Raw genomic sequence first — 23,134 nt, forward strand, 5'->3', positions numbered from 1 at the left:
GGGGGGATCAGACCTTGACGATCCAGCCCGCTGGCGCTTCAACATCGCCGGTCTGCACGCCGGTCAGCTCTTTGTAGAGCTTCTGGGTGATCGGGCCGACGTCTTTTTCGCTGTAGAACACGTGCAGCTTGTCCTGGTACTGGATGCCGCCGATCGGCGTGATCACCGCGGCGGTGCCGCAGGCGCCGGCTTCCTTGAAGTCCGAGAGCTTGTCGATGAACACGTCGCCTTCGACCACTTCCAGGCCCAGGCGGGTCTTGGCCAGCTCGATCAGCGACAGGCGGGTGATACCCGGCAGCACCGACGGCGAGTTGGGGGTGACGAATTTGTCATCGTGGGTGATGCCGAAGAAGTTGGCCGAACCGACTTCCTCGATCTTGCTGTGGGTCAGCGGGTCGAGGTAGATGCAGTCGGCGAAGCTGGCTTTCTTGGCCTGGGAGCCGGGCATCAGGCTGGCGGCGTAGTTGCCACCGACCTTGGCCGCGCCGGTGCCTTGCGGGGCCGCGCGGTCGTAGCTGGAGATCAGGAAGTTGTGCGGGGTCAGGCCGCCCTTGAAGTAGGCGCCGACCGGGATGGCGAAGATCGAGAAGATGAACTCCGGCGCGGTGCGCACGCCGATGTTGTCGCCGACGCCGATCACGAACGGGCGCAGGTACAGCGCGCCGCCGGTGCCGTAGGGCGGGATGAAGCGTTCGTTGGCCTTGACCACGGCCTTGCAGGCTTCGATGAACTGTTCGGTGGAGACCTGCGGCATCAGCAGGCGGGCGCAGCTGCGCTGCATGCGTGCGGCGTTCTGGTCCGGACGGAACAGGTTGATCGAACCGTCCTTGCAGCGGTAGGCCTTGAGGCCTTCGAAACATTGCTGGCCATAGTGCAGGGCGGTGGAGCCCTCGCTGATGTGCAGCACATTGTCTTCAGTCAGGGTGCCTGCGTCCCACTCGCCGTTACGCCAGTGCGACAGATAGCGCTTGTCTGTCTTGATGTAGTCAAAACCCAGCTTGTCCCAATTGATGCTTTCGTTACCCATGACACCCTCTATCGCTTAACAACCGTCGGAACGGCTCAAGGCTTCTGACGTTTTTTTGGATGGGCACAACAATACTGCATTCCGGGGGCGTGCCGCATCCCGGACGATGGGAGGGGGCGCAAAAAAACTTAGCCTGCTTATGAAGCTTCCCCCCTAACAGCCCCATACCCCTGTAGGAGCGAGCTTGCTCGCGAAGGCCCCGGCGCGAACGCTTGGCTATCCCCGTCAGCCCTTTCGCGAGCAAGCTCGCTCCTACCTGGGCACTGTCCTGTGTGCCCCTTGAATGGTTACAGATGCAGGGCGTGGCCCAGTGCCCGCAGCGCCGCTTCCTGGACCGCTTCACCCAGGGTCGGGTGGGCGTGGATGGTGCCGCCGATGTCTTCCAGGCGCGCGCCCATTTCCAGGGATTGGCCGAACGCCGTGGACAACTCGGAGACTCCGACTCCCACTGCCTGCCAGCCGACAATCAGGTGATTGTCACTTCGGGCCACCACCCGCACGAAACCGCTTTTCGATTCCAGGGTCATGGCCCGGCCATTGGCCGCGAACGGGAAGCTGCTGACGATGCAATCCAGGCCGGCAGCGCGGGCCTCGTCCGGGGTCTTGCCCACCACCACCAGTTCCGGGTCGGTGAAGCACACCGCGGGGATCGCTGCCGGGTTGAATTCCCGGTGCTTGCCGGCGATCAGCTCGGCGACCATCTCGCCCTGGGCCATGGCCCGGTGCGCGAGCATCGGCTCACCGCTCAGGTCGCCGATGGCCCAGACGTTGCGCATGCTGGTCTGGCACCGGTGGTCGATCTTGATGGCCGCGCCGTTCATGTCCAGGTTCAGGCTTTCCAGGTTCCAGCCCTGGGTGTTGGGCTTGCGGCCCACCGCCACCAGTACCTGGTCGGTGGCCAGGTTCAGGGTGTCGCCATTGGGCTCGCGTACCTGCAGGCTGCTGCTGGCGGCATCGAAGCCCAGCACGCTGTGCTTGAGGTAGAGCTTGATCCCCAACTGCTTCACCGAGTCCAGCACCGGCTGGGTCAGTTCGCCGTCGTAGGCGGGCAGGATGCGTTCCTGGGCCTCCACCACGCTGACCTCGACCCCGAGCTTGCGGTAGGCGATGCCCAGTTCCAGGCCGATGTAGCCGCCGCCGACCACGGTCAGGCGGTTGGGCAGGGTCTTGGGCGCCAGGGCCTCGGTGGAGGAAATGATCGGCCCGCCGATGGGCAGCATCGGCAGGTTGACGCTTTTCGAACCGGTGGCCAGCAGCAGGTGCTCGCACTGGATGCGGGTATCGGCGCCTTCGATTTCCACGGTCTTGCCGTCGATGACCCTGGCCCAGCCCTGAATCACCTGGACCTTGTTTTTCTTCAGCAGCGCGGCGACCCCGGTGGTCAGGCGGTCGACGATGCCGTCCTTCCATTCCACGCTCTTGCCGATGTTCAGGGTTGGCGCCGCCACTTCGATGCCCAGGGCCGAGCCCTGGCTGTGGTGGCGGGTCTGGTGGAACTGCTCGGCGACATGGATCAGCGCCTTGGACGGGATGCAGCCGATGTTCAGGCAGGTGCCGCCCAGGGACTGGCCTTCCACCAGAATGGTGGAGATGCCCAGCTGGCCGGCACGGATCGCCGCCACGTAACCGCCAGGGCCGCCGCCGATGATCAGCAGTTGGGTATTGAGAGTCTGTTGCATGTCTTACTCCACAAACAGCGTGGCGGGTTGTTCGAGCAGGCCGCGAATGGCCTGGATGAATTGCGCAGCGTCCATGCCGTCGACCACCCGATGATCGAAGGAGCTGGAGAGGTTCATCATCTTGCGGATCACGATCTGGCCCTTGATCACCATGGGCCGCTCGACGATGCGGTTGACCCCGACAATCGCCACTTCCGGCAGGTTCAGCACCGGCGTGCTGACGATCCCCCCCAGCGCGCCGAGGCTGGTGAGGGTGATGGTGGAACCGGACAGTTCATCCCGGGCGGCCTTGCCGCTGCGAGCGGCCTGGGCCAGGCGCGCGATTTCCTCGGCGTTGCCCCACAGGCTGCGGGCCTCGGCGTGGCGCACCACCGGTACCATCAGGCCGACGTCGCTCTGGGTGGCGACCCCGACATGCACCGCGCCGTGGCGGGTGATGACCTGGGCTTCGTCGTCATAGCGGGCGTTGATCTGCGGGAAGTCGCGCAGGGCGACGACCATGGCCCGCACCAGGAACGGCAGCAGGGTCAGCTTGCCGCGGGTGGCGCCGTGCTTTTCATTGAGGTGGATGCGCAGCTCTTCCAGGGCGGTGACGTCCACTTCCTCGACATAGCTGAAGTGCGCGGCGCGATGCTTGGACTCCTGCATGCGCTGGGCGATCTTGCGGCGCATGCCAATGACCTGGATCTGCTCTTCATCATGGCGCTCGGCATAGCCGGCCCCTGGCGCCGAGTAACCCTTGAGCGGCTGGCTGTCCTGGGCCAGGTAGGCGTCCAGGTCTTCGTGCAGGATGCGCCCGGCCGGGCCGCTGCCTTGCACCAGGCGCAGCTGGACGCCCAGGTCCAGGGCGTGCTTGCGTACCGCCGGCGAGGCCAGCGGACGCTCGTCGGCTTCCCGGGCCACCGGTGCCTGGGGCGCTGGGCGGCAGGCTGCTGCTGGACTGGCGACGGTTTTTTCCGCTTTGGGGGCTTGGGCCACTGGCGCGGCGGCCACGGGCTTATTAATAGCTGCCGGCTCTTTTGCCGCCGGTGCGGCTGCCTGGGCGGATTCCTTGAGGTTGCCCGCGCCTTCGACCTCGATGCTGATGAGGATGCTGCCCACCGCCATCACTTCACCGGGCTCGCCGCCCAGGGAGATGACCTTGCCGTGCACCGGGGAGGGGATGTCGACCATCGCCTTGTCGGTCATCACGTCTGCCAGAACCTGATCTTCCACTACCTGATCGCCGACCTTGACGTGCCACTGCGCCAGTTCAACTTCCGCGATGCCTTCGCCGATGTCCGGCATCTTGATAACGTGCGTGCCCATTCAGACCTCCATGACCCGTTGCAGCGCCGCGCCCACTCGGGACGGCCCTGGGAAATATGCCCACTCCTGCGCGTGGGGATACGGCGTATCCCAACCGGTGACGCGCTCGATCGGGGCTTCCAGGTGGTGGAAGCAGTGTTCCTGCACCAGCGACACCAGTTCGGCGCCGAAACCGCAGGTGCGGGTGGCTTCATGCACCACCACGCAACGGCCGGTCTTCTTCACCGACTTGACGATGGTGTCCAGGTCCAGGGGCCACAGGCTGCGCAGGTCGATGACCTCGGCGTCGATGCCGGTTTCCTCGGCCGCCACTTGCGACACATAGACGGTGGTGCCGTAGGTGAGGATGGTCACGTCCTTGCCCGGGCGGGCGATGGCCGCCACGTCCAGGGGGACCTTGTAGTAGCCGTCCGGCACCTGGGCCGCCGGGTGTTTCGACCAGGGGGTTACCGGGCGATCGTGGTGGCCGTCGAAGGGGCCGTTATACAGGCGCTTGGGTTCGAGGAAGATCACCGGGTCATCGTTCTCGATGGAGGCGATCAACAGGCCCTTGGCGTCGTAGGGGTTGGACGGCATCACGGTGCGCAGGCCGCAGACCTGGGTAAACATCGCCTCGATGCTCTGGCTATGGGTCTGCCCGCCGTAGATGCCGCCGCCGCAAGGCATGCGCAGGGTCATGGGCGCGGTGAACTGGCCGGCGGAGCGATAGCGCAGGCGCGCGGCTTCGGAAATGATCTGGTCCGAGGCCGGGTAGACGTAGTCGGCGAACTGGATTTCCGCCACCGGGCGCAGGCCGTAGGCGCCCATGCCGATGGCCGCGCCGACGATGCCGCTTTCCGAGATCGGCGCGTCGAACACCCGCGAGGTGCCGTATTTGGCCTGCAGGCCTTCGGTGCAGCGGAACACGCCGCCGAAGTAGCCCACGTCCTGGCCGAACACCACGACGTTGTCGTCACGCTCGAGCATCACATCCATAGCCGAGCGCAGGGCCTGGATCATGGTCATGGTGGTGGTGGTCATGGCGGTGTCCAGCTGGATATTGTTGTTGTGATCGTTCATTTCAGATCCCCAGTTCCTGGCGTTGGCGTTTCAGGTGCTCGGGCATGTCCTTGTAGACATCCTCGAACATGGTCGCGGCGCTGGGGATCTGGCCGCCGGCGAGGGTGCCGTACTGCTCGGCTTCCTTCTGGGCGGCGATGACCTGGGCTTCCAGCTCGGCACTGACCGCGGCGTGTTCCTCTTCGGACCACTGGCCGATCTTGATCAGGTGCTGCTTGAGGCGGGCAATCGGATCGCCCAGGGGGAAGTGGCTCCAGTCGTCGGCCGGGCGGTACTTGGACGGGTCGTCGGAGGTGGAGTGCGGGCCGGCGCGGTAGGTGACCCACTCGATCAGGGTCGGGCCAAGGTTGCGGCGGGCACGTTCGGCGGCCCAGCGCGAGGCGGTGTAGACGGCGATGAAATCGTTGCCGTCGACCCGCAGGGAAGCGATGCCGCAGCCCACGCCGCGTCCGGCGAAGGTGGTGGCTTCACCGCCGGCGATGGCCTGGAAGGTGGAGATCGCCCACTGGTTGTTGACCACGTTGAGGATCACCGGTGCGCGGTAGACGTGGGCGAAGGTCAGGGCGGTGTGGAAGTCCGACTCGGCGGTGGCGCCGTCGCCGATCCAGGCCGAGGCGATCTTGGTATCGCCCTTGATCGCCGAGGCCATGCCCCAGCCCACGCCCTGCACGAACTGGGTCGCCAGGTTGCCGGAGATAGTAAAGAACCCGGATTCCTTCACCGAGTACATGATCGGCAGCTGGCGCCCCTTGAGCGGATCGCGCTCGTTGGACAGCAGTTGGCAGATCATCTCCACCAGCGGCACTTCCCGGGCCATCAGGATGCTTTGCTGGCGGTAGGTGGGGAAGCACATGTCGTCGAGGTTCAACGCCAGGGCCTGGGCACTGCCGATGGCTTCCTCGCCCAGGCTCTGCATATAGAAGGACATCTTCTTCTGCCGTTGGGCGACCACCATGCGGTTGTCGAAGATCCGCGTCTTGAGCATGGCGCGCATGCCCTGGCGGAGGATCTCCACAGGCACGTCCGCGGCCCAGTCGCCCAGGGCGTTGCCCTGATCGTCGAGCACGCGGATCAGGCCACGGGCCAGGTCGGCGCAGTCGGCAGGTTCGATATCGATAGGAGGTTTGCGGGCCAGGCCGGCATCGTTCAGACGCAGGTAGGTGAAGTCGGTCTTGCAGCCGGGACGCCCCGAGGGCTCGGGAACGTGCAGGCGTAGCGGTGCATACGCTGGGGTCATGGCTTTCTACGCTCGATCTTGTGGATTTCTTGTAATTGGGCGCGCTAGCTGACAGTCATTCCCTGGGTAAGAGAAATCTTGTCCTACAAACATCATAGGCCGGGCGTAGAAGAATATTTATCTCTGTTTCATTGCGCTGGACGGTATTTGCAGATAAAAAATCTGCATAAACATAAAAAACAGGTTGTTTTGTCTCATGCGCAAACTGGACCGTACCGATATCGGCATTCTCAACAGTCTTCAGGAGAATGCCCGCATCACCAACGCTGACCTCGCCCGCTCGGTGAATCTTTCGCCCACCCCGTGCTTCAACCGGGTCAAGGCCATGGAGGAGCTGGGGCTGATCCGCGAGCAGGTGACCCTGCTGGATGCCGACCTGTTGGGGTTGCACGTCAATGTGTTCATCCACGTCAGCCTGGAGAAGCAGGTGGAAGAGGCCTTGCAGCACTTCGAGGAGGCCATCGCCGACCGCCCGGAGGTGATGGAGTGCTACCTGATGGCCGGTGATCCGGACTATCTGATCCGGGTGCTGGTGCCCAGCATCCAGTCCCTGGAACGCTTCATGATGGACTTCCTGACCAAGGTCCCCGGGGTGGCCAATATCCGTTCCAGCTTCGCCCTCAAGCAGGTGCGCTACAAGACCGCGCTGCCCTTGCCGGCCAACGGCCTGACCCTGGGCACCTGAGGTTCAGGCCGGGACTTCGCTCCACAGCTGTTGCAGTTGCTTGAAGTCCCAGGCCTCTTGCGCTTCCCGGGCGACGATGTGTTCCTCGCCCTGCAGCCGTGAAAGGTCCAGCACCCGTTGCGGCAGGGGCATCTTCGAGCGTGTGGAAAAGAACACCTTGACCTTGGGCAGCAGCAGCGACTCGCTGTTCTGCTCCAGGACCACAGCCAGCTTGCCGCTGTTCAGGCGCACCAGGGAACCCACCGGGTAGATGCCCACGCACTTGACCAGGGCCTGCAACACCCGCGGGCCGAAATGCCCGGTCCAGCCGGACATGCGCTGCAAGGCTTCGGCCGGGTCCCAGCCCCGGTTGTAGGGGCGGGTCGAGGTCACGGCGTCATACACGTCGCAGACCGCACCCATCTGTGCGAACAGACTGATCTGCTCCCCCGCCAGGTGGTGCGGGTAGCCGCTGCCGTCGATCTTTTCGTGATGGTGCAGGCACACATCCAGCACCAGCGCGTCCAGCTGCGGGTTCTGGCGCAGGATGGCACCACCGGCGGCAGGGTGCAGCTTGATCCGCTCGAACTCGTCGGCGGAGAGTTTTTCCGGTTTGTTGAGGATGCTGTCGGGGATGGTCAGCTTGCCGATGTCATGCAGCAGCCCGGCGACTCCGGCCTGGTGCACCTGCTCCACCGGCAGCTCCAGTTGCCGGGCCACCGCCACCATCAGCGCGCAGACCGCCACCGAGTGCATGTAGGTGTAGTCGTCGGCGGTCTTGAGCCGGGCCAGGCTGATCAGCACGTCGGGGTGGCGCAGCAGCGAGCTGGAGATGTTGTGCACCAGCTCGTCCACCTGGACCAGCTCGATGGCCTGGCCCATGCGCACCTCCTGGAACATCTGCATCACCGCCTTCTTGGAGTGGGCGCAGATCTTCAGCGCACGCTGGATTTCCTCGGCCCGCTCGACCCGCAGCGGGGCCTCGCCCTTGAGCGGCGGCTGGGCGGCCGGCGCGCTGGGCTGTGGGTTCGCCGGCAGGTCCAGGCCCTTGTCCGAGTCGATCCACAGGCTGCTGACATTGGACTGGCGCAGGCGCTGCAGGTCGGCGTGGCTATTGAGCACGAAGCCGGCTTTCCAGAACGAATGGTCCAGCCACGAACCGCAGAACTGGTGGATATACATGCCCATCTGCAACTGCTGCACGGAAATGAGTTTGAGCACGGTCGAGCCCCCCACCTGATTCAGACCGGCCCGGGCGCCAAGAGGCAGCCCGGGCTGGCTGATCGATAACGCTCCTTGCCGTTACTTATCCTGAACCGCTTGACCGGTCGCGCCCGGTCAGAGGGAGAAGCGTGCCACCAGTTTGTTCAGACTGACCGCCAGTGACGACAGTTCACTGCTGGCGATGGAAGTCTGGCTGGCGGCGGACGAGCTTTGCAGCGACAGGTCGCGGATGCTCATCAGGTTCTGGTCCACCGAGCGTGCCACCTGGGCCTGTTCCTCCGAGGCGGTGGCGATCATCAGGTTGCGTTCGTTGATTTCGCTGATGGCCTGGGTGATATGACCGATGGCGGCGCCGGCCTCGTGGGCGATGGCCAGGGTCTGGCTGGCGTCCTCGCTGCTTTGCTGCATAGACAGCATAGCCTTGCTCGAACCGCTCTGGATGCCCTGGATCATCTGCTCGATTTCCTGGGTCGAGAGCTGGGTACGGTGGGCCAGGGCCCGCACTTCATCGGCCACCACGGCGAAGCCGCGGCCCTGTTCCCCGGCCCGGGCGGCCTCGATCGCGGCGTTCAGGGCCAGCAGGTTGGTCTGCTCGGCAATGGCGCGGATTACATCCAGGACCTTGGTGATGTCCTGGGCCTGCTGGGCCAGGCCGGCCATTTCCAGCCGGGTGTGTTCCACGGTGCCGGTGAGTTTCTCGATGGAGTGGATGGTCTGCTCGACCCGCTCCTTGCCCAGCCCGGCCGAGCGCTCGGAGGCCTGGGTGGATTGCGAGGCGGACACCGCGTTGCGTGCCACTTCCTCCACCGCAGCGGTCATTTCATTGACCGCGGTGGCGGCCTGGTCGGTCTCCATGCTCTGTTGCTGGATGCCGGCGTTGGACTCGCGGGTGATGGCGCTCATTTCCTCGGCCGCGGAAGCCAGTTGGGTGGACGAATCGGCGATGTGGCGGATGGTGGATTTCAGGCTGTCGAGCATGGCCTGGGTGGATTTCTGCAGGTCGGTCAGCTCGTCCTGGCCGCTGACGTCCACCTGGGCCCGCAAGTCGCCCTCGGCGATCTTCTGGGTGGTGGCCAGCAGCGACAGCACCGGGCGGATGATGCTGCGGGTGAACAGGGTGGCGATGAGGATCGTCAGGACAATCGCCAGGACGATGATCACCGAGGTCAGGGTCAGGCCGGTGTCGAACTGTTGGCCTGCCTGGTTGGCGGAGTGCTCGGCGCCGTTTTCGTTGATGGCGATCAGTGCCTCGATGGCGGACTGCAGTGTATTGGCCAGGGGCACGGTGACCTGGTTGATGTAGTCGCTGGTCTGTTGCGCAGTGTTGGTCTTGCTGCTCTCGATCAGCACCGCCAGCTTGTCCAGGTAGTCCTGGGCGCCGCGCTTGACCTGATCAAAGGTGGTTTTTTCCTCGGCGCTGGAAACCAGCGGTTCGTAATCCTTGATGGCCTGGGCCAGGCTGGCCTTCAGGGTGCCCAGCTTGTCCAGGGAAGCGGCTTTCTGGGCATCGTTCTCAGTGGCGTAGTGCAGTGCTTCCAGGCGCACGCGCAAGGTGCCGGATTCGATTTTCGTGGCTTGCCTGACGCTGGGCAGCCAGTTGGTTTGCAGATCCAGTGCCGCGTCGTGAATCTGTCCCATTTTCCACAGTGCCAGCCCTCCCAGACCAATCAGCAGTACACAGATAGCGCCGAAACTCAGTAGCGCCCTGGAAGTCAGTTTCATGTTTCTTGTCACCATAAAGGCACCTTGCAGGTTGGAGTGATACCGCCAATTTTTTTCGACTCCTTGTCGCCTTGATAGCACTGTGACTCCAAAGAGATGAAAAATCTGTAGAGATGTAAAAAAATATTTCTCTGCGTGCATGGGGCTTCCATCCAGCGGCAGAGCCAAGGCAGGCAGCCGGGTAGCTTGACCTTCATCAACGCGCTTTTGGCGGTTTTGTAGCAAGCTGGGCGCCTCTCCAATTGCAAAGGAAAAGGCCCATGACTACGCCTCTGACAACGGCGCCCACGGCCAAGGCTGTATTACCGATTGGATTGCTGATCGCCGTGCTGGCAATGGTTGCCGTGCTGCTGTTGCCACTGCCCGCCGACCTGCCGGTGGCGGGGCACCGGATGCTGGCGATCCTGGCCTTTGCCGTGGTGGTGTGGATCAGCGAGGCGGTGTCCTACGAGGCCAGCGCGATCATGATCACCGCCTTGATGGCCTTCCTCATCGGCACCGCGCCGACCCTGCAGGACCCGAGCCAGCTCTATGGCAGCTCGGCGGCCATCGGCCTGGCCCTCACCGGGTTTTCCAATTCGGCCCTGGCCCTGGTGGCCGGTGCCTTGTTCATCGCCGCGGCCATGACCCACACCGGCCTCGACCGGCGCATCGCCCTGGTGACCCTGACCCGGGTCGGCACCAGCACCCGGCGCATCCTCATCGGCGCTATTGCCGTGACCATCCTCCTCAGCCTGCTGGTGCCCAGCGCCACGGCCCGCAGTGCCTGTGTGGTGCCGATCATGATGGGGGTGATTGCCGCGTTCGGCGTCGACAAGCGCTCCAATATCGCCGCCGGGCTGATGATCGTCGTGGCCCAGGGCACCAGCATCTGGAACGTCGGCATCCAGACCGCCGCGGCGCAGAACCTGCTGACCGTGGGCTTCATGGACAAGATGCTCGGCCAGCGCGTGGCCTGGCTCGACTGGCTGATCGCCGGCGCGCCCTGGGCGGTGATCATGTCTTTGGTGCTGCTGTGGCTGGTGCTGAAACTGCTGCCGCCGGAAACCGACAGCATCCCTGGCGGCAAGGAAGCGGTGGCCCAGTCCCTGGCGGACATCGGCCCCATGACCGGGCCGCAGAAACGCCTGCTGGCGGTATCGGTGCTGCTGCTTTTGGCCTGGTCCACCGAAGGCAAGCTGCACCCCTTCGACACCACGACCACCACCTACGCCGGGCTGGTGATACTGCTGCTGCCGCGGATCGGCATCATGACCTGGAAGGATGTGCAGTCGCGCATTCCCTGGGGCACGGTGATCGTCTTCGGGGTCGGCATCAGCCTCGGTTCGGCGCTGCTCAGCACCCAGGCCGGGCAGTGGCTGGGGAGCCAGGTAGTGGCCCATACCGGCCTGGACCAGGTGGGGCCGCTGGCGGTGTTCACGATTCTCGCGGCGTTCCTGATCCTCATCCACCTGGGGTTCGCCAGCGCCACGGCGCTGACCTCGGCCTTGCTGCCGATCCTGATCGCCGTGCTGCAGACCCTGCCGGGTGAGTTCAGCCGCCTGGGCATGACCATGCTCCTGGGCTTTGTGGTCAGCTACGGCTTCATCCTGCCGATCAACGCGCCGCAGAACATGGTCTGCCTGGGTACCGAGACCTTCAATGCCCGGCAGTTCGCCAAGGTCGGGCTGCTGGTGACGCTGATCGGCTACCTGCTGATGCTGGTGTTCGCCATGACCTGGTGGAAATGGCTGGGCTGGATGTAGGAAAAGTAAATCCCTTCACAGTGACCCGCTGAACACCCGGGTCACGCTGCCGGCCAGGCGCACCTTGCCTTGGCCGTCCCAGCTCACCGTCACCGGCCCGCCATCGCACAGCACCCGCACCGGGCTGTCCAGCAGGCCGCGGCGGATGCCGTTGACTGCCGCTGCGCAGGAGCAGGAGCCGGAACCCAGGGGGATGGCGCCATTGCGCTCCCAGATGCGCAGGCGGATGGTCTGGCGGTCGATCACCTGAATGAAATGCACATTGGTCTTGTGTGGAAACAGCGGGTCGCTCTCGATCTGTGGGCCCAGCGTGGCAATGTCTAGCGGTGCCAGGTCGTCGACGAAAAAACTGCAATGGGGGTTGCCCATGCTGCACGCCGCCGGTGTTCCCGGCAGTGGCAGGTGCAGGCTGTCCAGCTCTCGGACCAGGGGGATGGACTGCCAGTCGAACGAAGGCAGGCCCATTTCCACCGACACCGACCGATCCTCAAGGCGCAGGCATTGCTGCAGGCCGCGGGCGGTTTTCACCTGCACCGAGGTGACGCCGCTTTCCTGCATCAGCAGGTCGGCGGCGCCCCGGGTGGCACTGCCGCAGGTGTCCAGGCTGGAACCATCGGCGTTGAAGAAGGTCAGTTGCGCCGCGCTGTCGCTGCAATCGCCGAGCACCACCAACTGATTGAAACCGATGCCACGCCGGCGGTCCCCCAGGGCCCTGGCCAGCTCGCGGGTGATCGGGTTGGTGCGGCCACGGGCATCGATCAGCACGAAGTCGTCACTATTGGCGTGCATCTTCACAAAGTTCAGGGGCATTCGGGCTCCAACAGGCGAGGGCAGGGAAGGGCGGGGGCCAGCGCATGCAGGATTCCGAAAAAAAGCCACCGACGCCAGCGCCTTAAAATAAAATTCATCCTGCAAGCCCGGGCATTGCCTGGGCGGCGGGATTTTCCGGCACACTGCCGGACCACCGGGAATATCGCCGACCGCCGCAACAGCGGCCGGCACAGCACAAGGTCATGGCATGGATCACTACGCCCCGCGCAACTGGCAGCCCCACGAAAAGCCCAGCTTGCCCGGCTCCCCCTCGACACCGTTGCACCCCACCCACAAGCGCCTGGCCTATGCGCTGGTGGGCTTGCTGGTGGCCATCACCGGTGGCCTGGGCAACTCGTTGGTGATCGCCAACCTGCCGTACCTGCAGGGGGCGCTGGGGGCGACCACCGCGGAAATGGCCTGGCTGCCGGCCGCCTACGTGATGACCAACGTGTCGATGAACCTGTTGCTGGTGAAGTTTCGCCAGCAGTTCGGCCTGCGCGCCTTCACCGAAGTGTTCCTGGTGCTCTACGCCCTGGTGACCTTCGGCCACCTGTTCGTCAACGACCTGAGCTCGGCCATCGCCGTGCGGGCGGCCCACGGCATGGTCGGCGCGGCGCTGAGCTCCCTGGGCCTGTACTACATGGTCCAGGCCTTCCCGGCGAAGTGGCGGCTCAAGGCCCTGGTGCTGGGGCTGGGCGCCTCGCAACTGGCCTTGCCCCTGGCCCGGCTGTTTTCCGAGGACCTGCTGCAGATCGCCGAATGGCGCGGCCTGTACCTGTTCGAACTGGGCCTGGCGCTGACCTCCCTGGGCTGCGTGTTCATGCTCAAGCTGCCGCCGGGGGATCGCTTCCGTACCTTCGAGAAACTCGATTTCCTGACCTTTGCCCTATTGGCCACTGGCGTGGCCCTGCTGTGCGCGGTGCTGTCCCTGGGGCGCATCGACTGGTGGCTGGAGGCGCCGTGGATCGGCTACGCCAGCGCCGCCTCGATCCTGCTGATCATGGCGGGGCTGTGCATCGAACATAACCGCAGCAACCCGATGCTGATGACCCGCTGGCTGGGCAGCGGGGCGATAATCCGCCTGGCCCTGGCAGTGATACTGATTCGCATGGTGCTGTCGGAACAGTCCACCGGCGCCGTAGGCTTTCTCCAGGCGCTGAACATGAGCAGCCAGCAGATGCGCATGCTCTATGGGGTGATGCTGCTGGGCAGCATTGCCGGGCTGGCCACCAGCGCCCTGACCATCAACCCGGCGCACCTGCTGATGCCACTGGTCATTTCCCTGGCGCTGATGGCCGTGGGGTCGGTAATGGACAGCTTTTCGAGCAACCTCACGCGCCCGGCCAACATGTACTTCAGCCAGTTCCTGCTGGCCTTCGGCGGTACGTTCTTTCTTGGCCCGACCATGGTCCTGGGCACCCGCAACGTGCTGACCAACCCGCGCAACCTGGTGAGCTTCTCGGTGCTGTTCGGCATCTGCCAGAACCTCGGCGGGCTGATCGGCTCGGCCTTGCTCGGGACCTTCCAGATCGTGCGCGAGAAGTACCATTCCAGCCATATCGTCGAGCAGTTGACCCTGCTCGATCCCCAGGTCCTGGCCCGGGTACAGAGCGGCGGGGCGGCCTACGGCAAGGTCATCGCCGACCCGGACCTGCGCACCCTGCAAGGCATACGCAGCCTGGCCACCGCGGCCACGCGCGAAGCCAACGTACTGGCCTATAACGATGTATTCATGCTGATCGCGGTGATTGCGGTACTGACCATGATCTGGATATTCATTCGCAGCCTGTGGCTGATGAGCACGACCCAAGCGGTCGCGCCTGCCGCCCCGGCTCCCGTTCAACAAAGTGGTGCCTCTTCTTCATGAGCGAAACCGTCAACCCCACCACCAACGCCATTGCCTCGACTCCCGAGCCCAGCGGCCCGCCGACCATGCCGGCCACCGAGCCACGGCCGCTGGCGGTGCGCATCATCTCGTCCCTGGGCTTTGCCGCCATCGCCATCGTTGGTGTGCTGATCGTGCTCTACGCGTGGCAACTGCCACCCTTCTCCAGCGCCATCGAAAGCACCGAGAACGCCCTGGTGCGGGGGCAGGTGACCATCATCGGCCCGCAGCTCAGTGGCTACGTGTTCGAAGTGCCGGTGCAGGACTTCCAGCAGGTCAAGGCCGGCGACCTGCTGGTGCGCCTTGACGACCGTATCTACCAGCAGCGCCTGGACCAGTCCCTGGCGCAACTGGCGGTGCAGAAGGCGGCCCTGGCCAATGCCCTGCAACAGCGCAACAGCGCCGAAGCCACCATCAAGCTGCGCCAGGCGGCCCTGGCCGACAGCCAGGCCCAGGCGCGCAAGAGCGCAGCCGACCTGCAACGCAACGAAGCACTGATTGCCGACGGCTCGGTGTCCCGGCGTGAACTGGACGTGACCCGCGCGGCCAATGCCCAGACCGTGGCCGCCGTGGCCCAGGCCCAGGCGCAACTGGAAATAGCCCGCCAGGACCTGCAGACCGTGATCGTCAACCGCGGCTCCCTGGAAGCGGCGGTGGCCAGCGCCGAAGCCGCGGTGGAACTGGCGCGGATCGACCTGTCCAACACCCGCATCCTCGCCCCGCGGGACGGCCAGCTGGGGCAGATCGGCGTGCGCCTGGGGGCCTACGTCAACTCCGGCGCCCAGCTCATGGCCCTGGTGCCGAACCAGCTGTGGGTGATTGCCAACATGAAGGAAACCCAGATGGACAACGTCCGGGTCGGGCAGCCGGTGAACTTTACCGTGGACGCCCTGAACCACCGCAAATTCAGCGGCAAGGTGCAACGGATCTCCCCGGCCACCGGTTCCGAGTTCGCCTTGCTGCAGGCCGACAATGCCACCGGCAACTTCGTCAAGATTGCCCAGCGGGTGCCGGTGCGGATCACCGTCGACCCGGACCAGCCAGAGCTTGAACGCCTGCGCCCGGGATTGTCGGTGGTGGTCAGCATTGATACCAGCCAATAGCCGACACAGCACCTCACGTAGGAGCCGGCTTGCCGGCGAAGAGGCCGGCAAGATTTGCACCGATGCTGCAAACGCCTTCGCTGGCAAGCCAGCTCCTACAACGGGTCTGTGTTTTACCCGCGTCCGATGCTTTTCGTAGGAGCCGGCTTGCCGGCGCAGAGGCCGGCAAGATTTGCACCGATGCTGCAACGCCTTCGCTGGCAAGTCAGCTCCTACAACGGGTCTGTGTTTTACCCGCGTCCGATGCTTTTCGTAGGAGCCGGCTTGCCGGTGAAGCGGTCCGTAAGATTTGCAGCGATGCTGCCGACGCTTTCGCTGGCAAGCCAGCTCCTACAGGCTGAGGTTTAGACCGCCTGCATCGGCGGCAAGGTGCCCAGCAACGAGACCGCCGCCACTGCGGCCACACCCAGCAGCCATTCCACCTGCACGCTGTTGCTCAGGCTCGACAGGCGCTGGTCGCAACCGCGGATTCGCAGGCGGTTGAACAGCGCCAGCCCCAGCATCCCCGCCACCAGCAGCACCTTGATCAGCAGTATCAGGGCAAAACCATTGAACAATGGAGTCGGCCACCATTGCCCGGTGAGCACCCGCACGTTGATCAGGCCGGTTAGCAGCAAGCCGGTTACCAGCCCATAACCCACGCCGCTGAAGCGCTTTAACAAGGGCTCGACAGACAGCCCAGCGGGTTGCCGCAACACCAGCAACAACACCAGCAAGCCCCCCAACCAGATGGCGACGCAGCTTAAATGCACGATCTGATTGAGGATCAGCATCTGCCCCGCCAACCCATCGAGCATGGCACCGTGGCCCACCGGAGCCAGGGTTGCCAGGAGCAGGGCGCCCAGGCCCAGTTGCAGTGGCAGGCGCCGGCCCAGCGGGGTCAGCAGCAGCCCCAGCAACAGCAGGTTGAGCAGCAGGTGCCAGGTCCAGACCTGGCCGAAGAAGGTCTTGCCCAGCACCAACTGCACGGTCGCCGGGTCCAGCGCTGCCGACCAGGAGCCGGCCATGCTGGCGGTGATCAGCAGCAGCCAGCACAGGCCGCTGCCCAGGCCGATCAGCGTCAACCAGCGGCTGAGTCGATCGAGCTGTCGATACACGGCGCCATGGCCGCTCTGCGCGGAATCTCGGCCCAGCAACAGCGGGCGAAACACCCAGGCGCCCACCAGGGTCAACACCACCGCAAAGTGCACGAAGCGGCACAGCACCAGCCATGACGCCATGGATTACTGGCTCACCTTGAAGCTGTAGCTGCCTTCGCTCTTGTGGGTATCCACCGACACGGCGTGCCATTCCACCTTGTACTCGCCGGCGCGCAGCGGCGTGGCGGCCGGGGTGACCACCAGGGTCTTCTTGTCCGCGCCTTCGGTGGCGACGCTTTTGACCTCCACCGGGGCGCCGTCCTTGCTCAGCTTGACCTGGGTGAAGGCCGCTTCCACGCCTTCGGTGAATACAAGACGCAGCTCGCTGGGCGCGCTGACACTGCCTTGGGCCGCCGGGGTCGAGCTTTTCAGGTGGGCGTGGGCGAACACTGAACTGGCGGCCAGCAGGGAGGTCAGCAGGGCGGTGGTGGTGAAGAGGTTTTTCAGGGACATGGCAGGTTTACCTTTAAAGAGAATGGGGCTCATTGGTCTTGCAACTGCATGTGAATGATCGGAAACGGCCGGCCTTCACCGTCGGTTTCCGAACGACCGCAGTCGACGAAGCCGTAGCGACGGTAGAAACCATGGGCCTGGGGGTTCTGTTCGTTGACGTCGACCTTGAGGCCGGGACGGCGTACGTGATCCAGGAGCTTTCGACCGATGCCCTGGCCCCGTTGGGCCGGTTCGATGAACAGCATTTGTACCGTGTCGTCGCTGGTGGCGATAAAACCGCCGGGGCTGGCGTCGGGGTTCTCCCAGACCCAGGCCTCAAGGGCCGGCAGGTAGCTGTCGCGTACCAGCGGGTACAGGCGCTGGATATCGTCTTCAGCGATAAAGTCATGGGTGGCGCGGACCGAACGCTCCCAGAGCGCGGTCAGCAGGGCGTCGTCCGCAGCGACGCGAGGGCGAATCTTCATGAGCATGTTCCATCGGTAACAGGACAGATGGCCGGCGATGGTGCAGGGCCGGCATTCGGGCAGAGACCTGTATGCCCGTGTCGCGAATTAACGCCTGGACGGAGCACCGCAGTGGCTGCTGCAAATGAGCGGGAGGCCGATCCTACCCAATATGGCCGGGTGGTGAAAGACCGACGCAGGCCGGCGATGTCGCAGGCTTGACAGCTCCCCGCAGCGGGCGGGCGGATGCTAGTCTTGCCCCAGACTGTTTTCGTAGGAGCCCTCATGGGCAATCACAAGATCGAGATTCGTCGCAGCAACGTGGAAAAGATCCTCCTGGGGGCCGAGAAAATCTTCGCTGAAAAGGGCTATGCCGGCACCGCCATGGCCGACATCGCCGAAGAAGTGCAACTGCCGCGCTCCAACCTGCATTACTACTTCAGCACCAAGAACGAGCTGTACAGCGCTGTGCTCCTGGACCTGCTGGATGTGTGGAAACAGGACGCATTGTGCTTCGAGATGTTCGATGACCCGCGGGTGGTGCTCAGCAGCTACATCCGCGCCAAGATGCAGCATTCACGCAGCCGGCCCTATGGCTCCAAGGTCTGGGCCAACGAAATCATGCACGGCGCCCCGACCCTGGGCGAGACCCTGGATGCCAGCCTGTACGACTGGGCGAAGATGAAGGAAGCGAAGATCCGCCAGTGGGTGGAGGACGGGCGGATCCTGCCGGTGGAGCCGTCGAGCCTGCTGTACATGATCTGGGCCTCGACCCAGCACTATGCCGACTTCGATCATCAAGTGATGATCCTCAACGACCATCAACCTTTATCGGATTTGCAATTTGAACGGGCGGTGCAGACCGTCACCAGCGTCATCCTGCGCGGCATCGGCCTGGAACCCTGAACCTGCATCGCCGCTTCCCGTAGGAGCTGGCTTGCCAGCGAAGGGGCCCGCAAGACCGCCTTCGCCGGCAAGCCGGCTCCTACAGAACCTCCCGCGATATTCCTGCCAGCCGTAGGAGCTGGCTGCCAGCGAAGAGGCCCGCAAGACCACCTTCGCCGGCAAGCCGGCTCCTACAGAACCTCCCGCGATATTTCTGCCAGCCGTAGGAGCTGGCTTGCCAACGAAGAGGCCCGCAAGACCACCTTCGCCGGCAAGAGCAGGCCTCTCTCTCAAACAGCTTCGCGGTAGGGGTTGCGCGGGTCGTGCAGCCAGTCGAGGAACGGTTTGCCCGTGTCCTGGGGCACCATCTCGATGCAGTCCTGCACCGGGCAGGTGATCTGGCACAGGTTGCAGCCCACGCATTCGTCGTCGATCACTTCATATACATGGCTGCCGTCGGCTTGCCGGAGGCTGGCAATCGCCTGGTGCGAGGTGTCTTCGCAGGCGATATGGCAGCGGCCGCAGCCAATGCAGGCCTGCTGGTCGATCCTGGCGATCACCTGGTAGTTGATGTCCAGGTACTTCCAGTCGGTGGTGTTGCCCACCGCGCGCCCGGAGAAGTCCTGCAGGCTGCGATAGCCCTGGCTGTCCATCCACCGCGACAGCCCATCCTTCATTTCCTCGACGATGCGAAAGCCATGCAGCATCGCCGCCGTGCACACCTGCACCGCACCGCAGCCCAGGGCGACGAACTCCGCCGCATCGCGCCAGCTGCCGATGCCGCCGATGCCACAGATCGGCAGGCCGCGGGTCTGCGGATCGCGGGCAATTTCCGCGACCATGTTCAGGGCGATCGGCTTGACCGCCGAGCCGCAATAACCGCCGTGGGTGCTCTGGCTGCCCACCATCGGGTGGGCCACCATGCGCTCCAGGTCGACGCTGGTGATGGAGTTGATGGTGTTGATCAGCGACACCGCGTCCGCCCCGCCACGATGGGCGGCGCGGGCGGCCATGCGAATGTCGGTGATGTTCGGCGTCAGCTTGACGATCACCGGCAGCGAGCAGTAGGTCTTGCACCAGCGGGTCACCTGCTCGACATACTCCGGCACCTGGCCCACCGCCGCGCCCATGCCCCGTTCCGGCATGCCGTGGGGGCAGCCGAAGTTCAGTTCGATGCCGTCGGCACCGGTGGCTTCCACCAGCGGCAGGATGGCTTTCCACGACTCTTCGACGCAGGGCACCATCAGCGAGACGATCAGCGCCCGATCCGGCCAGTCCTTCTTCACCTGGGTGATTTCCTTGAGGTTGATCTCCAGGGAGCGGTCGGTGATCAGCTCGATGTTGTTGATCCCCATGACCTCGCGGTTGGGCCCGAAGTGCGCCGAGTAGCGCGACGACACGTTGACCGCCGCCGGGTCTTCACCCAGGGTTTTCCAGACCACACCGCCCCAGCCGGCCTCGAACGCGCGGACCACGTTGTAGGCCTTGTCGGTGGGCGGCGCGGAGGCCAGCCAGAACGGGTTGGGCGCCTTGATACCAGCGAAGACAATCGACAGATCGGCCATTTATGCCGCCTCCACATTGAGCATGAGTTGAGCATGCATGGCTTCTGCGGCCAGCTTGCCGTGTTGTACCGCCTGCACGGTGAGGTCCTGGCCGAGGCTGACGCAGTCGCCGCCGGCGTAGACTCCGGGAATGCTGGTGCGCAGGTGTTCGTCCACCTGGATACGTTCGCCGCTGCGTTGCAGCTCCCGGGCCAGCGGGTCGCTCAGGGCTGTAGCGTCGAAGCTCTGGCCGATGGCCTTGAAGATCGCATCGGCGGCCAGTTCGAAGGTGTCGCCGGTGGTTTGCAGGCGGCCTTCCACCATGCGGGTACGGGCGAAGCGCATGCCGCGCACCCGGCCCTGGTCATCCAGCAGCACCTGTTGCGGCGCGGCCCAGGTCAGCAGGCGCACCTGATTGGCCTTGGCGATGTCCTGTTCATGCTCGGTGGCGCCCATGTCCTCGACGCCCCGGCGGTACACCAGATTGACGTCACTGGCACCCAGGCGCGCCATCTGCACCGCCATGTCGATGGCGGTATTGCCAGCGCCGAGCACGATGCAGCGCTCGGCCAGGGGCAGTTGGCTGAGGTCGTCGGCCTGGCGCAATTCGCGAATGTAGTCGGTGGCGGCCAGCAGCCCGGGGGCGTCTTCATGCTCCAGCCCCAGTTGCTTGCTGGCGGCCAGCCCGAGGCCGAGGAACACCGCGTCGAACTGCTGGTGCAGCTCGGTCAGGCTCAGGTTGGCGCCGAGTTTGTGCCCGTGGCGGATCTCGATGCCGCCAACGCCCAGTAGAAACTCCAGCTCCCGCTGAGCGAAGTCATCCACCAGCTTGTACTTGGCGATCCCGTATTCGTTGAGGCCGCCAGCCTTGTCCCGGGCTTCGAAAATCACCACCTCGTGGCCGTGCAGGGCGCAGCGGTGGGCGCAGGACAAACCCGCCGGGCCGGCGCCGACCACGGCAATGCGCTTGCCGGTGGGCGCGGCGCGCTGGAACGGGTGCTGGGTGAAGTGCGCGTTGTCCAGGGCATAGCGCTGCAACAGGCCGATCAGCACCGGCGCGCACTCCTGGGCGTTGTTGCGCACGCAGGCCTGCTGGCAGAGGATTTCCGTGGGGCAGACCCGGGCGCAGCTGCCGCCGAGGATGTTGGCCGAGAGAATCTTCTGCGCCGCACCCTGGACGTTGTCGGTGTGGATATTGCGGATGAACGAAGGAATGTCGATCTCGCTGGGGCAGGCGTTGACGCAGGGCGCGTCGTAGCAATACAGGCAGCGCGAAGCTTCCAGGTGGGCCTGGCGGGCGTTGAGCGGCGGCGCCAGGTCGCTGAAGTGGCCGGCCAGGGTGGCGTTGTCCAGGGTCGGGTGGGGCAAGTGGTTCAAGGTCTTGATCACGGTTTTGGCCTCACGGTTTTTTTAGCGGCTGCCTCTGATGGGCATGTTTTCCAACTCCACGTAGGAGCCGGCTTGCCGGCGAACAGGGCCTTGGGCCTGGTGGTGCCCTTGAGGACACCTTCGCTGGCAGGCCAGCTCCTACACAAGCCAGCTCCTGCGATGGGGGAGGAGTGGGGTCAGCGTTTGACGGCGCTCGGTTTGTGCCGCTCGGCGCGCTTGCTCAAGAGGTCGAACACCGCCGGGTAGGCCGGGCGCTCGATGTAGCGCCCGGCACCGCGTTCGGCCCGCAGGTCGCCGTCGGCCCACACCAGCTTGCCCTGGCTGATGGTGTGGCTGGGCACGCCGCGCACGGTCTTGCCTTCGAAGATGTTGAAGTCCACTTGCTGGTGGTGGGTCTTGGCAGAGATGGTGCGGCTGCCTTGTGGGTCCCAGAGCACCAGGTCGGCATCGGCGCCGACGCGGATCGCGCCCTTGCGCGGGTAGAGGTTGAAGATCTTCGCGGTGTTGGTGGAGGTTAGGGCGACGAATTCCTGCATCGACAGGCGTCCGCTATTGACCCCTTCATCCCACAGCACCGCCATGCGGTCTTCGATACCGGCGGTGCCGTTGGGGATCTTGCTGAAGTCGTCGCGGCCGGCGGCTTTCTGCTCGGCGCAGAAGCAGCAGTGGTCGGTGGCGGTGGTGTGCAGGTTGCCCGACTGCAGGCCGCGCCACAACGCCTCCTGATGGCCGCGTGGACGGAAGGGTGGGCTCATCACGTAGCCGGCGGCGGTTTGCCAATCCGGAGCGCGGTACACGCTGTCGTCCAGCAGCAGGTGCCCGGCCAGCACTTCACCGTAGACCGGCTGGCCCTTGCCCCGGGCGTAGCTGATTTCGTCCAGGGCTTCCTGGGTCGAGACGTGCACCAGGTACAGCGGCGTACCCAGGGTCTCGGCGATGCGGATCGCCCGGCTGGCGGCTTCGCCTTCGACTTGCGAAGGCCGCGACAACGGGTGGGCTTCCGGCCCGGTAATGCCCTGGGCCAGCAGCTTGCGTTGCAGGTGATAGACCAGCTCGCCGTTTTCCGCGTGCACCGTGGGTACCGCCCCCAATTCCAGGCAGCGCTCGAAGCTCGCCACCAGGGTGTCGTCGGCGGCCATGATGGCGTTCTTGTAGGCCATGAAGTGCTTGAAGCTGTTGATGCCGTGGTGCTGCACCAGCTCGGCCATTTCCTCGCGCACCTGCTCGCTCCACCAGGTAATGGCCACGTGGAAGCCGTAGTCGCTGGCGGATTTTTCCGCCCAGCCGCGCCACTGCTGGAAGGCCTCCAGCAACGACTGCTGGGGGTTGGGAATCACGAAGTCGATGATCGAGGTGGTGCCCCCCGCCAGGCCCGCCGCCGTGCCGCTGAAGAAGTCTTCGCTGGCCACGGTGCCCATGAAGGGCAGTTGCATGTGGGTATGGGGGTCGATGCCGCCGGGCATCAAGTATTGGCCGCTGCCATCGAGCACTTCGCAACCGACGGGAATATCCAGATTGTTGCCGATGGCGCGAATTAGACCGTCTGCGCAGAGCACATCGGCTTTATAACTTTCATCATGGGTAATAACGGTGGCGCCACGGATCAACAGAGACATTCCGAGTTCCTCGCAGGCATGACCGACTGCTGTCGGTTCTAACTTTTTTATTGAACGCACTGACAACTTAAACAATCCTGTCAGCGGTGACAGGATTAGAAGCTAGTCGCACTTCAAAGAAACAGCAAGAATATTTTTTATAAGCTTATATTCAATATAACTTGTTGAAATATAACGATTAAAAGTTCAAATCTGCAAA

19 protein-coding genes are annotated in these 23,134 nt (G+C 64.4%); 5 read left to right on the plus strand and 14 right to left on the minus strand.

Annotated features, from left to right (window positions below):
- Positions 1–7: 7 nt before the first annotated feature.
- From PFLCHA0_RS12965 to PFLCHA0_RS12985, 5 genes are all read right to left on the minus strand, one after another.
- A complete protein-coding gene (locus tag PFLCHA0_RS12965; protein ID WP_015635266.1) occupies positions 8–1,027 on the minus strand; it encodes a branched-chain amino acid aminotransferase in 1,020 nt (339 codons plus the stop codon).
- 287 nt (positions 1,028–1,314) lie between these two features.
- Complete coding sequence (gene lpdA / locus PFLCHA0_RS12970; RefSeq protein WP_015635267.1) at positions 1,315–2,706, minus strand: dihydrolipoyl dehydrogenase; 1,392 nt, start codon at positions 2,704–2,706, stop codon at positions 1,315–1,317.
- Between the two features lie 3 nt (positions 2,707–2,709).
- The gene (locus tag PFLCHA0_RS12975) at positions 2,710–4,014 is read right to left on the minus strand and encodes a dihydrolipoamide acetyltransferase family protein (RefSeq protein ID WP_015635268.1); all 1,305 of its coding nucleotides are present in this window, start codon (positions 4,012–4,014) and stop codon (positions 2,710–2,712) included.
- Positions 4,015–5,073 (minus strand): alpha-ketoacid dehydrogenase subunit beta, encoded by a 1,059-nt coding sequence (locus PFLCHA0_RS12980; RefSeq protein WP_011060829.1) that lies wholly within the window; start codon positions 5,071–5,073, stop codon positions 4,015–4,017.
- A 1-nt stretch (position 5,074) separates the two neighbouring features.
- The gene (locus PFLCHA0_RS12985; RefSeq protein ID WP_015635269.1) at positions 5,075–6,310 is read right to left on the minus strand and encodes a 3-methyl-2-oxobutanoate dehydrogenase (2-methylpropanoyl-transferring) subunit alpha; all 1,236 of its coding nucleotides are present in this window, start codon (positions 6,308–6,310) and stop codon (positions 5,075–5,077) included.
- A gap of 196 nt (positions 6,311–6,506) precedes the next feature.
- On the opposite strand from PFLCHA0_RS12985, the gene bkdR reads away from it, so the two are divergent.
- Complete coding sequence (gene bkdR, locus PFLCHA0_RS12990) at positions 6,507–6,995, plus strand: Bkd operon transcriptional regulator BkdR (RefSeq protein WP_011060831.1); 489 nt, start codon at positions 6,507–6,509, stop codon at positions 6,993–6,995.
- Positions 6,996–6,998: 3 nt separating this feature from the next.
- Here the strand turns inward: bkdR and PFLCHA0_RS12995 are convergent, their stop codons facing one another.
- Both PFLCHA0_RS12995 and PFLCHA0_RS13000 read right to left on the minus strand, forming a co-directional pair.
- Positions 6,999–8,195, minus strand: coding sequence for an HD-GYP domain-containing protein (locus tag PFLCHA0_RS12995; RefSeq protein WP_015635270.1), 1,197 nt, complete (start codon positions 8,193–8,195; stop codon positions 6,999–7,001).
- Positions 8,196–8,312: 117 nt separating this feature from the next.
- Entirely contained in the window at positions 8,313–10,061 is a 1,749-nt protein-coding gene (locus PFLCHA0_RS13000; protein WP_374046132.1) for a methyl-accepting chemotaxis protein, read from the minus strand.
- A gap of 119 nt (positions 10,062–10,180) precedes the next feature.
- Here PFLCHA0_RS13000 and PFLCHA0_RS13005 point away from each other — a divergent pair, with 119 nt between their 5' ends.
- A complete protein-coding gene (locus PFLCHA0_RS13005; RefSeq protein WP_015635272.1) occupies positions 10,181–11,665 on the plus strand; it encodes a DASS family sodium-coupled anion symporter in 1,485 nt (494 codons plus the stop codon).
- Positions 11,666–11,680: 15 nt separating this feature from the next.
- Here the strand turns inward: PFLCHA0_RS13005 and dapF are convergent, their stop codons facing one another.
- Complete coding sequence (gene dapF, locus PFLCHA0_RS13010) at positions 11,681–12,475, minus strand: diaminopimelate epimerase (protein ID WP_015635273.1); 795 nt, start codon at positions 12,473–12,475, stop codon at positions 11,681–11,683.
- A gap of 208 nt (positions 12,476–12,683) precedes the next feature.
- On the opposite strand from dapF, the gene PFLCHA0_RS13015 reads away from it, so the two are divergent.
- Complete coding sequence (locus PFLCHA0_RS13015; protein WP_011060836.1) at positions 12,684–14,345, plus strand: MFS transporter; 1,662 nt, start codon at positions 12,684–12,686, stop codon at positions 14,343–14,345.
- Entirely contained in the window at positions 14,342–15,466 is a 1,125-nt protein-coding gene (locus PFLCHA0_RS13020; protein WP_015635274.1) for an HlyD family secretion protein, read from the plus strand. Before PFLCHA0_RS13015 ends, PFLCHA0_RS13020 begins: the two co-directional genes overlap by 4 nt.
- A 344-nt stretch (positions 15,467–15,810) precedes the next feature.
- Here the strand turns inward: PFLCHA0_RS13020 and copD are convergent, their stop codons facing one another.
- Genes copD through PFLCHA0_RS13035 form a run of 3 tightly spaced genes read right to left on the minus strand, consistent with a single transcriptional unit; the run spans position 15,811 to position 17,522 of the window.
- On the minus strand, positions 15,811–16,686 hold the full coding sequence (gene copD, locus PFLCHA0_RS13025; RefSeq protein ID WP_015635275.1) for a copper homeostasis membrane protein CopD: 876 nt from the start codon (positions 16,684–16,686) through the stop codon (positions 15,811–15,813).
- 3 nt (positions 16,687–16,689) lie between these two features.
- Positions 16,690–17,058: a copper homeostasis periplasmic binding protein CopC gene (gene copC, locus PFLCHA0_RS13030; RefSeq protein ID WP_011060839.1), complete on the minus strand. Its 369-nt coding sequence runs from the start codon at positions 17,056–17,058 to the stop codon at positions 16,690–16,692.
- 29 nt (positions 17,059–17,087) lie between these two features.
- Entirely contained in the window at positions 17,088–17,522 is a 435-nt protein-coding gene (locus tag PFLCHA0_RS13035; RefSeq protein WP_011060840.1) for a GNAT family N-acetyltransferase, read from the minus strand.
- 264 nt (positions 17,523–17,786) lie between these two features.
- Here PFLCHA0_RS13035 and PFLCHA0_RS13040 point away from each other — a divergent pair, with 264 nt between their 5' ends.
- Complete coding sequence (locus PFLCHA0_RS13040) at positions 17,787–18,407, plus strand: TetR/AcrR family transcriptional regulator (RefSeq protein ID WP_011060841.1); 621 nt, start codon at positions 17,787–17,789, stop codon at positions 18,405–18,407.
- A 269-nt stretch (positions 18,408–18,676) separates the two neighbouring features.
- Here the strand turns inward: PFLCHA0_RS13040 and preA are convergent, their stop codons facing one another.
- The 3 genes from preA to hydA all read right to left on the minus strand — a co-directional run bounded on the left by preA (position 18,677) and on the right by hydA (position 22,935).
- Entirely contained in the window at positions 18,677–19,951 is a 1,275-nt protein-coding gene (gene preA, locus PFLCHA0_RS13045) for an NAD-dependent dihydropyrimidine dehydrogenase subunit PreA (RefSeq protein WP_011060842.1), read from the minus strand.
- Entirely contained in the window at positions 19,952–21,319 is a 1,368-nt protein-coding gene (locus tag PFLCHA0_RS13050) for an NAD(P)-dependent oxidoreductase (RefSeq protein ID WP_015635277.1), read from the minus strand.
- 176 nt (positions 21,320–21,495) lie between these two features.
- On the minus strand, positions 21,496–22,935 hold the full coding sequence (hydA, locus tag PFLCHA0_RS13055; protein WP_015635278.1) for a dihydropyrimidinase: 1,440 nt from the start codon (positions 22,933–22,935) through the stop codon (positions 21,496–21,498).
- Between the last annotated feature and the right edge of the window lie 199 nt (positions 22,936–23,134).

It is taken from the genome of Pseudomonas protegens CHA0, from assembly GCF_000397205.1.
Classification (GTDB): domain Bacteria; phylum Pseudomonadota; class Gammaproteobacteria; order Pseudomonadales; family Pseudomonadaceae; genus Aquipseudomonas; species Aquipseudomonas protegens.

Excerpts from the sequence above, each read along its gene's own strand:
- PFLCHA0_RS12965 (WP_015635266.1), bottom strand. The coding sequence starts at position 1,027 with ATGGGTAACGAAAGCATCAATTGGGACAAGCTGGGTTTTGACTACATC.
- lpdA (WP_015635267.1), bottom strand. The coding sequence starts at position 2,706 with ATGCAACAGACTCTCAATACCCAACTGCTGATCATCGGCGGCGGCCCT.
- PFLCHA0_RS12975 (WP_015635268.1), bottom strand. The coding sequence starts at position 4,014 with ATGGGCACGCACGTTATCAAGATGCCGGACATCGGCGAAGGCATCGCG.
- PFLCHA0_RS12980 (WP_011060829.1), bottom strand. The coding sequence starts at position 5,073 with ATGAACGATCACAACAACAATATCCAGCTGGACACCGCCATGACCACC.
- PFLCHA0_RS12985 (WP_015635269.1), bottom strand. The coding sequence starts at position 6,310 with ATGACCCCAGCGTATGCACCGCTACGCCTGCACGTTCCCGAGCCCTCG.
- bkdR (WP_011060831.1), top strand. The coding sequence starts at position 6,507 with ATGCGCAAACTGGACCGTACCGATATCGGCATTCTCAACAGTCTTCAG.
- PFLCHA0_RS13000 (WP_374046132.1), bottom strand. The coding sequence starts at position 10,061 with ATGCACGCAGAGAAATATTTTTTTACATCTCTACAGATTTTTCATCTC.
- PFLCHA0_RS13005 (WP_015635272.1), top strand. The coding sequence starts at position 10,181 with ATGACTACGCCTCTGACAACGGCGCCCACGGCCAAGGCTGTATTACCG.
- dapF (WP_015635273.1), bottom strand. The coding sequence starts at position 12,475 with ATGCCCCTGAACTTTGTGAAGATGCACGCCAATAGTGACGACTTCGTG.
- PFLCHA0_RS13015 (WP_011060836.1), top strand. The coding sequence starts at position 12,684 with ATGGATCACTACGCCCCGCGCAACTGGCAGCCCCACGAAAAGCCCAGC.
- PFLCHA0_RS13020 (WP_015635274.1), top strand. The coding sequence starts at position 14,342 with ATGAGCGAAACCGTCAACCCCACCACCAACGCCATTGCCTCGACTCCC.
- copD (WP_015635275.1), bottom strand. The coding sequence starts at position 16,686 with ATGGCGTCATGGCTGGTGCTGTGCCGCTTCGTGCACTTTGCGGTGGTG.
- copC (WP_011060839.1), bottom strand. The coding sequence starts at position 17,058 with ATGTCCCTGAAAAACCTCTTCACCACCACCGCCCTGCTGACCTCCCTG.
- PFLCHA0_RS13035 (WP_011060840.1), bottom strand. The coding sequence starts at position 17,522 with ATGAAGATTCGCCCTCGCGTCGCTGCGGACGACGCCCTGCTGACCGCG.
- PFLCHA0_RS13040 (WP_011060841.1), top strand. The coding sequence starts at position 17,787 with ATGGGCAATCACAAGATCGAGATTCGTCGCAGCAACGTGGAAAAGATC.
- preA (WP_011060842.1), bottom strand. The coding sequence starts at position 19,951 with ATGGCCGATCTGTCGATTGTCTTCGCTGGTATCAAGGCGCCCAACCCG.
- hydA (WP_015635278.1), bottom strand. The coding sequence starts at position 22,935 with ATGTCTCTGTTGATCCGTGGCGCCACCGTTATTACCCATGATGAAAGT.